The following is a 12672-nucleotide window of genomic DNA, read 5'->3' on the forward strand; positions in this document are numbered from 1 at the left end:
AGAATTCGTTCCTTCCGTCTCACGGGTTTCACAGCACGACCCGGACGCCGTACTCCCGTAGCCACTGGTCGAGTTGGATGAGCCGGGGCAGCCAGGGCGGCGGGGTGAAGTCACCGCTGAACCAGGCGTCGCTGTCCACCATGGCCCGCACGGCGGGCACATTGACCAGGTCGAGGACCGGCGCGGCGGGGTCGGCGACGATGGTGCGCACGGAACGGCGGATCGCGTCGAGGTAGGCGGGGCTGTGCCCGAACGGGAAGCCGCTCTTGGGCCGCCGCACCACCTCGTCCGGCAGCAGATCCGCGACCGCCCGACGCAGCAGGCCCTTCTCCTGGCCCCCGGTCCGCTTGAACTCCCAGGGCACGTTCCACAGGTACTCGACCAGCCGGTGGTCGCAGAACGGCACCCGGACCTCAAGGCCGTTGGCCATGCTCATCCGGTCCTTGCGGTCCAGCAGGAAGGGCAGGAAGCGGGTGATCTGGAGGTGGAACACCTCGCGCATCCGCCGGTCCGCGCCGCTCTCGCCGTCGAGCCGGGGCACCTCGGCGAGCGCCGTGCGGTAGGCGTCGGCGACATAGGCGTCCAGGTCCAGCGCCTCGCGCAGCTGCGGCGACAACTGGGCGTTGCGGTCCTTGACCCCGGCCGACCAGGGGAAGTTGTCCGTGGGGCGCTCCGCCTCGGCGCGGAACCAGGGGTATCCGCCGAAGAAGTCGTCGGCGCCCTCCCCGGACAGGGCCACGGCGGCGTGCCGGCGCACCTCGCGGAAGAGCAGCAGCAGGGACACATCGAGGTCGCCGACGCCCGGCATGTCCCGCGCGCGCAGCGCCGGCCCCAACTCGCCCACCAGGGAGATCGTTTCGACCGAGACATCGGTGTGGTCCGTGCCCACGTGGCCGGCGACCGCCCGGACGAACGGGGCGTCCCTGCTGACATGCAGGGCGTCCGGCTTGAAGTCGGTCTCGCTGCCGGTGAAGTCCAGCGCGTATGTGGCGAGCCGGCCGCCGCCGTCCTCCGCGAGGCGCCGCGCGGCGAGCGCGACGATGGCGCTGGAGTCGATACCGCCGGACAGCAACGCGATCAGCGGCACATCGGACTCCAGCTGGGAGCCGACCGCGTCCCCCAGCAGCCGGCGCACCTCGGCCACGGTGGCCGGCAGGTCGTCGGTGTGCGGGGCGGTGGTCAGCTCCCAATAGCGCCGGTGACGCACGCCGTCGCGGTCCACCCGTACGACATGGCCGGGCCGTACCTCGTCAAGGCCCCGGTAGACGCCCTGGCCCGGGGGCTTGATCGCCACCGTGAACAGGGCGGCCAGGCCCTCGGCGTCGACCTCCGCGGGCACCTCCGGGTGGGCCAGGACCGCCTTGGGTTCGGAGCCGAAGATCACCCCGTCGCCGCGCCGGGTCCAGTACAGGGGCTTGATGCCGAGCCGGTCGCGCACCAGCAGCAGGGTCTCGGTGCGGGTGTCCCACAGCGCGAAGGCGTACATGCCGACGAGCCGGTCGAAGGCCCCCTCACCCCATTCGAGATAGGCCCGCAGCACCACCTCGGTGTCGGACCTGCCGCAGAACGCGTGCCCGCGCCGGGCCAGTTCGGCGCGCAGCTCACCGTGGTTGTACACCTCGCCGCTGAAGACGAGGACGGCCGGCGGCGCCGTGTCGGCAGGGCCCGCGGGTGTCATCGGCTGGCCGCCGGTCGCCAGGTCGATCAGGGCGAGCCGCCGGTGTCCCAGCGCGGCGTGCGGGGACAGCCAGACGCCCGAACCGTCCGGTCCGCGCGGGGCCATCGTGGCGGCCATCGCGGTCAGCAGCGGGCCCTGGCCCGACAGATCGCGCGTGTGGTCGACCCATCCGGTGATGCCGCACATCAGTGAGTTCCTTCCGGTGTGTCGGAGCCCGTCCCCAGCTGGCGGAGGGACTCGGCGACCACGGCGTTGATCGGCTCCGGCAGGCGCGCCCAGTTGCGTTCGTCGTTGAGGTCCAGGACCCGGGACAGCTTCCAGCCGAGGTACTGGCCGAGGGAGGCGAGCGGGGGCAGTGTCTCCACCGGGCGCACGGACACCGCGAGCCCGGGGAACAGCGGCGCGAGCCGCTCGGCCACCACCGCGTTCCAGATCTCGTCCGGGGTGCCGTCCGTGGTCACCAGCAGCACCACACCGCGATCGCGTACCACCAGCATGTAGTTGAAGACGGTGTGCCCGGGCAGCTCCGTGGACCACAGTGCCGCCTCCAGGTCGTTCTGGCGCACCCCGTTGCCGGAGAGCGCCACGACGTCCTGCTCCCGGCCCAGCGTGCGCAGCACCGGGGTGCGCACCCCGCAGGCGCACGTCTCGCCGGTGATCTCCACGCGGTCGCCGGTGCGGTAGCGCAGCAGCGGCCGGGCCGGCAGGTCCAGGGTGGTCACCACGAGTTCACCGCGGTCGGCGGAGCCGTCGACGGGCCGGGTGCCGGTGTCGTCGTGCAGCTCCAGCAGGTAACTCTGGGTCTGGAGATGCAGATTGCGCTCCCGGCAGGTGACCGCCGTCGTGCCGGTCTCCGAGGAGCCGTACGAGCAGACGTAGGCGGTGCCGCCGGTCAGCCGCTCCAGGTGGCGTACGAAACTCGGTCCGGTCTGTTCGGCCATGAGCAGCAGCCGGTCGAAGCGGGGGGCCGGGAGGCCGTTCCGGTGGGCGAACTGGATCATCTCCAGCAGCCGGGAGGGCGGGCCCACGAACACATTGGCGTTCAGGGACTCGATCAGGCGCAGCACCCTGCCGTAGTCGCCGGTGATGTTGTCCACCCAGGGGCGGAACGACATCACTCCCACGTACTCCAGCACCTTCTCGAACTGGTAGGCGGCGGGCGCGAACGGGGCGTTGATCAGGATCAGGGCGACATCGCGGGGCTGGAGGAACTGGGCCCACAGCTCACCGATGTTGATGGTGTTGATCACGAGGTCGTCGACGGCCTTGGGCGCGGCGACCGGGTTGCCGGTGGTGCCGGAGGACTCGTAGTAGTGCAGGAACTCGGCGAGCGGCCGGGTGAAGGCCTCCTCGCCGTGCGCGGACAGCTCGGCCTTGCCGAGCAGTGGCAGCCGTGGGAAGAGCTCCCGCAACACGGCCCGGGGGCCGCGGAGTTCGGCCGTCGGCCAGTCGGCTCGCACCGAGGCGTCGGCGGTGTGCCGGTACAGGGCGCTGCCCGCGGCGTGGCCGAGGGCCCGTGCGAGCTTGCCCGCGTGCACCGCCGTGAGGTCCGCGGTGCCCGCGTGGGTCTCCCGGACGAGGCGGGTGTGCTCCTCGACCAGCTTTCCGACCGCCGTGTTCTGCTCGCGGTCACGCAGCAACAACATCTGCCAGCCCCCTGCCTGTGACGAAGTCGGAGTCGGCGAGGCCGGCGGCACGCCGCACGGCCCCGCTCTCGATCAGCCCGATCACCGCCGCGATGTCGCCGTCGAGCCGGCGGTCGCGGGTGACGAACGCGGAGTGCTCGCGCAGCAGCGCGTGCACGGCGCGGGTCGCGGGCGCGCAGTGCTCGATCCCGCGCAGTTCCACCGCCTGCGCGAGCGCCAGCAGGTGGATCGCCGCCACCTCGCGCACCAGGCCGCCCACGGCGCGCGCGTCCCGTGCCGCGATGGTGCCCATGCTGACCTTGTCCTGGTTGTGCGCCTCCGTGGAGCGGGAGAAGACGGAGGCGGGCCCGGTCTGCTTGAGCGCCTCCGCGGTGATCGCGGACGCGGCGATCTGCATCCCCTTGAAACCGTGGTGCAGTCCGGCCTGCGGATCGTCCGCCGAGCGCGGCACGATCAGGTTCGGCGGCAGCCCGCCGTTGAACTTCTCGTCCACGACCAGCGCGAGTTGACGGTCCATCAGGTCGGCGAGCCCGGCCACGGAGACCTTGAGGCTGTCCATGGCGTGCCCGACGTGCCCCGCGTAGAAGTTCCCGCCCAGATGCAGCCGGGACTCCTCGGTGTCGAAGAGCGGATTGTCGCTGGAGGAGTTGATCTCGGTCTCCAGCCAGCGGTCCACCCAGTCGAGCATGTCCCGCACGATCCCGGCGATCTGCGGGGCGCAGCGCACCGAGTACTTGTCCTGGATCCGGTCGTCGAGCTGGAGATAGCCGCGCCCGGCCAGCGGTTCCCGGCGCGTCAGGATGTCCTCGAAGGAGGTCGCGAGACCGGATCCGGAGAGCAGCGCGCGGATCGTGCGGGCGCTCTCGATCTGTCCCGGGTGCGGTTTGTTCTCGTGCACGAACGGGTGCATCGCCGAGATGTTGCCGCGCAGCGACTCCAGGGTCATCGCGGTGGCCACATCGGCGACGAAGGCCAGCTCGCGGGCGTCCCAGGCGGCCAGTACGCCGAACGCGGCCGTGAACGAGGTGCCGTTGATGAGAGCGATGCCCTCCTTCGGTTCGAGCGACAGCGGCCGGATTCCGGCGTCGAGCAGCGCGTCCAGGGCCGGGCGCGCCTCGCCCCGGTGTCTGACGTCGCCCTCGCCGATCAGCGCGGCGGCCAGATAGCACAGCGGGACCAGGTCGCCGCTGGCGCCGAGCGAGCCCCGCTCGGGGATCATCGGCAGGATGTCCGCGGCCAGGCAGTCCAGCAGCGTCCGCACCACCTCGGGGCGCACCGCCGAGGGCCCGCGGGACAGGGCGTTCGCCCGGATCAGCATGGTGGCCCGGGCGACCTCGTCGGGTGCGGCCGGGCCCACCCCGTTCAGGTGGTACAGCACCAGGTGCCGTTGCAGCTCATGGGCCTTGTCCCCGGAGATCTGCCGGATGCAGCTGTCCCCGAACCCGGTGGTCACACCGTAGATGGGGATGTCCTGCGCGAGCAGGGAGTCCTTCAGGGCGACCGACGCCCGCATCCGCTCGACGGCCTGTGCGGCGGGTTCCGCCCGTGCCGTGCCGGCGGCGCCGCGCGCGAGCGTCGCCACCTGGACGGGGGTGAGCGAACCGCCGTCCAGCGTGAGCGTCGTACTGCTGATCTTGCCCGGTGTTCCCGACACTTCCGACCCCCGTGTGATGACGACAGGCCCTCACCCTCGGCCACGGGACGATCCCCCGCCTTCCGCCCGGCGACGGGTTTTCCACCCTGTCCGTAGGGACGGTTTCCCTATTTGCGCACATCGCCTTCGGCTCTCAATGTCAAGATATGCGACGCGTATTTAGCTGTTTCTTTGTCAGTAACGTTCTGGACAGTCGTCCACGTGTTCGCGTAGGCTCGATGCCGGTCAGAGGACTGCTGTTTGACGTTCAATTGACTGCCGGGGTGTTTACCGAAACAGCGTGATTCATCACACACGCTGCGGCGTGCACACGGAGACGGGGGCTTGTTGACATGGAGTGTCGTAGTGGTCCGGTGAGTGCGGTCCGGGGGGCCGGAAGAGCCGCAAGAGCACCTTTCCTTTAGGGGTAAGGGATTTACGGATGCATACCGCTTCCCACGAAGAAGCGCGCGTGCCAAGGAATCTTTAACTCAATTCTCGCGCCCGTGGACACGATTCATGACGGGACAAGGACAGGACTCCATGCTCTTGCACAAAGCACTGCCCGAAACCGAACGAACCGATGACGAGAACACTTCCGCACGCAAAGAAGTCAAGGTGGCGGTCCTGGCCAGCCGGGCACTGACGCGCATCGCGCTTCGCACCGTCATGGCGCAGTCCTCCGGAGTGGAGATAGTCGCCGAGGCGACCACTCCCTTTCAGCTCCAGCACGCCGTCGCCGTCAAACGCCCGCAGGCACTGCTGCTCGACGACGCCGATCCCGCCTGGGACACCGCCGAGGTGCTGCGCGGACTGCGGGAGAACGCCGGCCGCCGGGTGGGCGTGGTGATCCTCGCCGACGCGGGCGCGCTGGACGACGCGCTGACCTATCTGTGCGACGGCGCCGACGGAGTGGTGCTGAACGACGACGCGCCGGCCGAGGTGGCCACCGCGATCCGGGCGGTCGCGGCGGGACACGCCGTGGTGCCCCCGCCGCTCGCGCGCCGGCTCGTCGACCTCGTCGGGGTGCGCAGGCCGGCGATGCCCGCCCAGGACCAGATGGCCGCGCTGACCGCGCGCGAGCAGGAGATCTTCGAACTGGTCATCAAGGGCATGTCGAACCAGGAGGTCGCGCAGACCCTGGTGCTCAGCGAGCGGACCATCAAGTTCCATGTCTCCAACCTGCTGCGCAAGCTCGGGGTGCGGAACCGCACGCAGGCCATCGTCTACGCGCGGGACCGCCGTCTGCTGCCGGGCCCAGCTCCGTGCGTCAATCCGTGAGGATGCGCAGCTCGGCCAGGGACCGCCGGCAGCGCTCGATGGCATCCGTGGTGTCGTCGCCCTTGCTCGCCACATGGCCGAGTCCGTCCCACTGTCCGTCGAAGGAGCGGACCACATCGCCCGGTCCCACCCACAGGTCGACGCCTACCGTGTCCGGCTTGGCCAGTATCTCGTCCAGACCCCGGACCTCCCGCACCTTCCCGGGCTCCGTCACGATGAGCCAACTCGCCGCGCCGCCACGGGGCTTCGGCCGCTCCGCCACCGCCGGCGCCACGCCCAGCGGCCAGCTGAAGGCCAGCTCCTGGAGGTCGAGGCCGTAGACCGTGCTGATCAGCTGGTTGAGCAGCGCCCCGCCGACCCGGGCCTGGGTCTCGATGAGCACGGGGCCCTCGGGGGTCAGCTTGAACTCGGTGTGCGTGGCGCCGTCGCGGTAGCCCAGCGCGTCCAGTACGGCCCCCGTCACCCGCACCACGTCCGCCTCGACGGCCGGGCTCACCCGCGCCGGAATGGCATGGCCGACATGGACGTGGTTGCTCTCCTCCGTGATGGCCTCGGTGACGGTCGCGACCACATGGTGCCCGTCGAAGCTGAACGCCTCGGCGCTGCACAGCGGCCCGTCGATGTACTCCTCCATGATGAACTCGCCCAGGTCGTAGGCGTGGACGAGCGGATGGTCGGAGGTGCGCAGCCGGCCGATCTCCGCCCAGGCCGCCGCCGTCAGCTCGGGACCGTCCACCTTCAGCACCCCGAAACTCGCCGTGCCGCAGGTCGGTTTCACGATGAACGGGTAGCCGTGCGCGGCACCGAAGTCGCGCAGGCTCCGCTCGTCCTCGACCAGCGCGCAGGCCACGAGCCGGATCCCGGGCGCCGCCGCCTCCGCCAGCCGCCGCCGCATCAGGTACTTGTCGGTGAACCGGTGCGCCACCTCGAATCCGGTACCGGCCAGGCCCAGTTGGTCGTTGACCCGGGCGGCGGGGTCGAGACCGGGCTCGGTCAGGGACACCACGGCGTCGAACGGCCGTACCTCGTGCGCCTCCTGGGCCAGCCGGCGCAGCGTCTCGGCGTCCGCGTAGTCGGCGTGGACGACCTCGACACCGTCCCCGGTGTCCACCGGGCCGGTCTCCTCCGGCAGCCGGACCCAGAGGATGTCGGCACCGCTGGCCCGTGCCTTGGACAGATGGGTGGCGGAACCGCCCACGAGAAGCAGGCGCTTGGCTGGCGTCATGGGATGTGTCGCTTTCTCACTGCGGATCCTGGCTGATCCGTGATCGGGTGGATGCCGTGGTCAAGTCGGGTCGGGGGGAAGGCGGGTTCAGGCGCGCGGCTCCCCGAACAGATCGGGGAAGTAGTAGATGTCCGAGGTGACGGCGTCGAGCATCTCCCCGATGCGTCCCTCGCCGCGGCGGTCCAGCAGCTCGTCGTTGTGCCGCAGGGTGCGCCGGGAGAACGGCAGCGAGCCGGCGGACAGATAGCGGATCGCGCCCTCCCGGTCCCGGCCCGGGATGAGCGCCGAGCGGGCGTGGCGGCTCGCGCTGAAGGGGATGTCCAGCGTGCCCTCGGCGAACGCGTCCACGATCGCCGCCTTCAGATCGCCGCCCCGGCCCAGCACCGGCGCCACCAGCTCGTCCACCTCCGCCAGGATGCGTGCGCGCTCGGCCGCCACCCGCTCCTCGTCCACCGTCACGAAGTCGAGCAGCGGGGAGTTGGCGCGGTCGGCCAGCCGGATGCCCTCGGCGTTGGCCTCGGTGTCCGGGATGCCCGCGGCCTCCTGACGGGTCTTGGAGATCACCTTCCACGCCCCGCCGAGACGGGCCACGAGGGCGCCGTAGAGGATGAGGTCCTCCGCGTGGTCGCGGTGGCGCGGGAAGACCCCCATGAACTCGTGCAGCACCGGGGGCACCAGGACGTCCGGGCCCAGATACCGGGCCGCCAGCTCCGGGATCGCGCGCAGCGCGGCGACGTCCTGGATCACCTGCCCGCCCTGCGGATAGGCGATCGAGACACAGCGGACGCCCGCCCGGACCGCGAGGACGGCCTCCAGGACGCTGACGGCCAGGCTGATGGACGGCGGCACCAGTACGGCGGTCAGGGTCCCGAACAGCTCCCGGTCGACCACCACCCCCAGCTCCGCCAGCTCACCGCAGCGCCGGTCGACCTCCTCCCACGCCGTCAGCGACTCGGCCAGCGGAACCGCCTTGGAATAGGGCAGGTTGTAGGAGATGCCGCCGCCCTCGAACGAGGTGATGCCGGACGCCACGGCCGTCTCGAAGAGCAGCCGGGCGTCGGGCGAGCCGTGCCGCACCTCCAAGGGCGCGGCCACCGCCTCGTTGAGCTCCCGGCCGCGCCGCCAGCCATGGGTCACCAGCGGATATCCGTTGAGGTCCTTGGGGTCGTCCAGCAGCGCGCGCCGCGCCTGCCCGAACCGCAGCAGCCGGGTGTGCGAGTCGATGGTGAGGGTGAGGACATCGGGCGCCGCCCGCTCCTCCAGCGTCATCAGCAGCCGCTTCATCTCCTCGTGCCCGCCCACCCCGCAGCGCGGCTGGACGGCGACCCGCCCCAACGCGTGCGCCTGTCGCAGCACCTGTGCCACGGTGGGCTTGCCCAGCTCCTCGATGTACGCCGCGGACTCCCGCAGCGGGGGTGGCACGGGTGCTCCGCCCGGCGGCAGGGTCCGCTTCACGCGGCACCCAGACCGTCGCCCCGGGCCCGGCCGGCCGCACGGGCACGCTCGGCGCGCAGTTCGTCCAGGACGGCCGGCAGCAGCGAGGGATCGGTGACGATACGGTCCACGCCGAGCGCCAGCAGCCGCTCGGTCGCGGCCGCGTCCTTCGCGCTGCCGACCGACAGATTGCCGCCGAGGACCACCGGGCAGGGCACGGCACCCGAGGCCCGCGCGGCGGGCAGCTCCCTGAGGTCCTCGTAGGCGTGCCCGTTCATGCTGCCGATGAGCACCGCCTCCGCCTCGGGATGCTCCCGGCACGCGGCGGCGAACTCCGCGACCGGGGTGCATGTCCCGAGATTGACCACGTCGAAGCCCTGGGCCCGCAGGCCATGGGCGATCAGCTGGTTGGCCACGGCATGGCTGTCACTCGCGGCCACGCCGAGGATGACCAGCCTGCGTCCGGATCCCGCGTCGGCGCGGTGCCTCCGGTGGGCGGGACCTGTCACGGCTGCTCCTTCCATGGAGACGGCTCAGGGGGTACGACATGTCACTTCGGCGGTACGACGACAGGGGCCGGGCCCCTCAGATGAGCTGGCCCGTGCAGGCGTCGTCCAGGTAGGCCTGCTTGGCCGCGTCGTCGCGGGCGGACTGGAGGAAGCGCGACCAGCCGCGGCGCTCGTGCGAGGTGGCGTCCAGCTCCACGACCTCCTGGGTGGCGCGCAGGGTGCCCGGCGCGGCCTGGTAGGGGCCGTACCCCGACGCGTCACGGGCGAAGATCGCCTGGCACATCTCGTTCTTGTTGCGCCACACGCACACGATCATGAAGTACTTGTCGTCGCACCGGTGGTTGAGGACGAAGCCCATCTCGCCCCGGAACTCCAGCCGCCCCGCGGCCGCCTCCGCCCGCAGGAAGGCACGTGCCTCCTCGGTGACCTCGGGGGTGGCCTCCTGCTCCGGGGTGCGGATGTCGTACCACTTCAGCAGGGCGCCCGGCAGGCTCAGGTGCTCGCCGGGGTGGATGCGCTTCTCGGCGTGCTGCCAGTCGGCGGGGTAGTCGGCCACCTCGGCCAGGTTCAGCCCGGACGTCGTCTCAACGGACATCGTTTCAACTCCTCGGTAAGGGACTGTCGTTGTGGGGGGAGAAGTCAGTGGCCGCCGGTGGGCACCGGAGCCGCGTAGAGTCCGGTGCGCTCCAGTTCGCGCAGCCGCCGGTAGTCGGCCTCGACCTGCGCGGGGTCCGGCGCGCTGAGGTAGACGTAGCCGGGGGAGCTGTTCAGATCCACGGTGGGGCGGACCGGCGAGCCCTCCGGCGCGGTCAGCACCAGTTCCACGAAGGACGGCAGCGCGCGCACCGGGGCCAGCCGTGCGGCGTCCGGCGCGATGCCGTCGACCTGGCTGATCAGCGACACATAGCGCAGCGGGGTGCCGATCCGGTAGCGCGGCAGGGTGCCGTCGGCCAGCTCGCCGGGCCGGGCGATCACCCGGGCGAGCAGGTCGATCTGATTGGTGCCCAGGCAGCGGGAGACCACGTCCGGGGTGTGCGCGCCGCCGGGCCGCGCCCCGCACTCCACGAGCACCGGCCCCTCGGCGGTCAGCATGACCTCGGTGTGCGCCGACCCGTTGCGGATCTCCAGCGCGTCCAGGACGGCCAGCGCGTAGGCGGCGACCCGGCGCACCCCCGGGTCGTCGGCCGGTACGGGCTCCTCGTAGTCGTACATCGGCACGGTCCCGGAGATCAGCGCCTTGTGATAGCGCCAGACCTCGACGACATGGTGCGCGCCGTCGCGGCTGACGGTGTTCACGAAGTACTCCTCGCCGCGCAGATACCGCTGGGCGAGCACCGTCGTATTGCGGGTGCCGTAGTGGTCGGTGGCCGCGACGATGGCCGCGAACGCCGTGGTCACCTGCTGCTCGTCGTGGCAGAAGTGGACCTGGTCGGTGCCGGCGCTGGCCCGCGGCTTGAGCACCACGGGCCACTCGCCCCGCCGCCGCACCCACTCGCGCAGTTCGGGCAGTGAGCCGGTGACGAGCGAGTCCGCCGTGGCCAGGCCCGCCGCCGCGACGGCCCGGGCCATCGCGTACTTGTCGCGGCGGGCGGTGGGCACGGACATGCCGTTGCCCGGGGTCCCGAGCGCGGCCGACAGCGCGTCGGCCAGCAGCACCCCGGACTCGGTGCCCGCGACGACGAAGTCCACCCCGAGCCCGCGCAGCGCCGCGGCGGTGGCCGACAGGTCGCCCGTGTGCACGACATCCGCGCCCGCCTCGCTCCGCTCGTGGGCGAAGCTGGCGGACGGGGTGTCGGAGCGTACGACGACACAGCCCAGACCCTCGCGGCGCAGCGCGCCCGGGAGATGGGCGCCGATGCCGTCGGCGTCGACCACGGCGACCGTGCGGGGCCCGGTCATCCCCGGCCCACCAGCGGAATGCCGTCGGCCGCGTCCGCGAGCAGCGCCTCGTCCGGGCGGTCGTCGGCCAGCGTGCCCGCGAAGTACCGGTCGTAGGCGGCGAGATCGAAGTGGCCGTGGCCGGACAGACCGAACAGGATGGTCTTGGCCCTGCCCTCCTCACGGCAGCGCAGGGCCTCGTCCACGGCGACCCGGATGGCGTGCGTGGACTCCGGGGCGGGCACGATGCCCTCGGTGCGGGCGAACCGCACGCCCGCCTCGAAGCAGTCGGTCTGAGGCACCGCCCGCGCCTCCATCAGCCCGTCCTCCACACAGCGGCTGACCAGCGGGCCGATGCCATGGGCGCGCAGCCCGCCGGCGTGCACGGCCGGGGGCACGAAGCCATGGCCCAGGGTGTGCATCCGGAACAGCGGGCCGAGCCGGCCGGTGTCCGCGTAGTCGTAGGCGATGGTGCCCTGGGTGAGGGTCGGGCAGGCGGCCGGCTCCACGGCGATGACATGCACATCCCGGCCGCCGCGCAGCCGCTCGCCGAGGAACGGGAAGGAGAGACCGGCCAGATTGCTGCCGCCGCCGGAGCAGCCCACGACGATGTCGGGGTAGTCCTCGGCCAGCTCCATCTGCCGGATCGCCTCCTGGCCGATCACGGTCTGGTGCAGCAGTACATGGTTGGCCGCGCTGCCGAGCACATAGCCCAGGTCCGGGTCCTGGGCGAACGCCTCCAGCGCCTCCGAGGTGGCGATGCCCAGGCTGCCGGGGCAGTCCGGGTCGTCGGCCAGGATCTTGCGCCCGACCTCGGTCTCGGTGCTCGGGCTCGGTGTGCACCGGGCGCCGTAGGTCTCCATCAGGGCCCGGCGGTACGGCTTCTGCTCGAAGCTCACCTTGACCATGTAGACCTGGGCCGTCATCCCGAAGAAGGACGCGGCCAGCGCGGTGGCGCTGCCCCACTGCCCGGCACCGGTCTCGGTGACCAGACCGGTCTTCCCGGCCAGCTTGTTGTAATACGCCTGCGGGATCGCGGTGTTGGGCTTGTGGCTGCCGGTCGGCGCGCCACCTTCGTACTTGTAGTAGATACGCGCCGGAGTGCCCAGCGCGCGCTCCAGGCGGCGGGCGCGGAAGAGCGGGGAGGGCCGCCACAGCGCGTACAACTCCCTTACGGCGTCCGGGATCTCGATCTCGCGCTCGGTGCTCAGCTCCTGCTCGATGAGCGGCTCCGGCATCGTGTGCGCCATCTCCGCGCGGGTCAGCGGCTGATGGGTCTTCGGGTTGAGCGCGGGCGCCAGCGGGGCCCCGGGCAGATCCGCGGCCAGGTTGTACCAGGTCGTCGGAGCATCGTTCTCGCCGAGCGAGAAGCGCGTCCTGTCCATGCT

At 71.5% G+C, this 12672-nt stretch carries 10 protein-coding genes; 1 reads left to right on the plus strand and 9 read right to left on the minus strand.

The window, feature by feature from the left end:
- Positions 1-28: 28 nt before the first annotated feature.
- From asnB to HEP81_RS33180, 3 genes are read right to left on the minus strand one after another with little or no spacing between them, the layout of a single operon-like run.
- The gene (gene asnB, locus HEP81_RS33170; protein WP_037660973.1) at positions 29-1864 is read right to left on the minus strand and encodes an asparagine synthase (glutamine-hydrolyzing); all 1836 of its coding nucleotides are present in this window, start codon (positions 1862-1864) and stop codon (positions 29-31) included.
- Positions 1864-3324 (minus strand): phenylacetate--CoA ligase family protein, encoded by a 1461-nt coding sequence (locus HEP81_RS33175; protein ID WP_106980020.1) that lies wholly within the window; start codon positions 3322-3324, stop codon positions 1864-1866. The genes asnB and HEP81_RS33175 overlap by 1 nt, the downstream gene beginning before the upstream one ends.
- Positions 3308-4978 (minus strand): aromatic amino acid ammonia-lyase, encoded by a 1671-nt coding sequence (locus tag HEP81_RS33180; RefSeq protein ID WP_190276057.1) that lies wholly within the window; start codon positions 4976-4978, stop codon positions 3308-3310. Before HEP81_RS33180 ends, HEP81_RS33175 begins: the two co-directional genes overlap by 17 nt.
- 597 nt (positions 4979-5575) lie before the next feature.
- Here HEP81_RS33180 and HEP81_RS33185 point away from each other — a divergent pair.
- Complete coding sequence (locus HEP81_RS33185; RefSeq protein WP_125212862.1) at positions 5576-6238, plus strand: LuxR C-terminal-related transcriptional regulator; 663 nt, start codon at positions 5576-5578, stop codon at positions 6236-6238.
- On the opposite strand, the gene HEP81_RS33190 is transcribed toward HEP81_RS33185, so the two are convergent.
- The 6 genes from HEP81_RS33190 to HEP81_RS33215 all read right to left on the minus strand — a co-directional run bounded on the left by HEP81_RS33190 (position 6228) and on the right by HEP81_RS33215 (position 12669).
- Positions 6228-7463, minus strand: coding sequence for an ATP-grasp domain-containing protein (locus HEP81_RS33190; RefSeq protein ID WP_037660975.1), 1236 nt, complete (start codon positions 7461-7463; stop codon positions 6228-6230). The two genes, HEP81_RS33185 and HEP81_RS33190, sit on opposite strands and share 11 nt — an antisense overlap.
- A gap of 87 nt (positions 7464-7550) precedes the next feature.
- On the minus strand, positions 7551-8885 hold the full coding sequence (locus tag HEP81_RS33195; RefSeq protein WP_106980022.1) for a methylaspartate mutase: 1335 nt from the start codon (positions 8883-8885) through the stop codon (positions 7551-7553).
- A 29-nt stretch (positions 8886-8914) separates the two neighbouring features.
- Positions 8915-9406 (minus strand): cobalamin-dependent protein, encoded by a 492-nt coding sequence (locus HEP81_RS33200; protein ID WP_243279658.1) that lies wholly within the window; start codon positions 9404-9406, stop codon positions 8915-8917.
- 76 nt (positions 9407-9482) lie between these two features.
- A complete protein-coding gene (locus tag HEP81_RS33205; RefSeq protein WP_037660977.1) occupies positions 9483-10001 on the minus strand; it encodes a hypothetical protein in 519 nt (172 codons plus the stop codon).
- Between the two features lie 44 nt (positions 10002-10045).
- Positions 10046-11305 carry an ATP-grasp domain-containing protein gene (locus HEP81_RS33210; protein WP_037660979.1) on the minus strand — a complete coding sequence of 420 codons (1260 nt, stop codon included), beginning with the start codon at positions 11303-11305 and terminating at the stop codon, positions 10046-10048.
- The gene (locus tag HEP81_RS33215) at positions 11302-12669 is read right to left on the minus strand and encodes a TrpB-like pyridoxal phosphate-dependent enzyme (protein ID WP_037660981.1); all 1368 of its coding nucleotides are present in this window, start codon (positions 12667-12669) and stop codon (positions 11302-11304) included. Before HEP81_RS33215 ends, HEP81_RS33210 begins: the two co-directional genes overlap by 4 nt.
- Positions 12670-12672: the final 3 nt, after the last annotated feature.

This window comes from Streptomyces griseofuscus, assembly GCF_014673495.1.
In the GTDB taxonomy this organism is placed as follows: Bacteria; Actinomycetota; Actinomycetes; order Streptomycetales; family Streptomycetaceae; genus Streptomyces; species Streptomyces murinus.

Excerpts from the sequence above, each read along its gene's own strand:
- asnB (WP_037660973.1), bottom strand. The coding sequence starts at position 1,864 with ATGTGCGGCATCACCGGATGGGTCGACCACACGCGCGATCTGTCGGGC.
- HEP81_RS33175 (WP_106980020.1), bottom strand. The coding sequence starts at position 3,324 with ATGTTGTTGCTGCGTGACCGCGAGCAGAACACGGCGGTCGGAAAGCTG.
- HEP81_RS33190 (WP_037660975.1), bottom strand. The coding sequence starts at position 7,463 with ATGACGCCAGCCAAGCGCCTGCTTCTCGTGGGCGGTTCCGCCACCCAT.
- HEP81_RS33205 (WP_037660977.1), bottom strand. The coding sequence starts at position 10,001 with ATGTCCGTTGAGACGACGTCCGGGCTGAACCTGGCCGAGGTGGCCGAC.
- HEP81_RS33210 (WP_037660979.1), bottom strand. The coding sequence starts at position 11,305 with ATGACCGGGCCCCGCACGGTCGCCGTGGTCGACGCCGACGGCATCGGC.
- HEP81_RS33215 (WP_037660981.1), bottom strand. The coding sequence starts at position 12,669 with ATGGACAGGACGCGCTTCTCGCTCGGCGAGAACGATGCTCCGACGACC.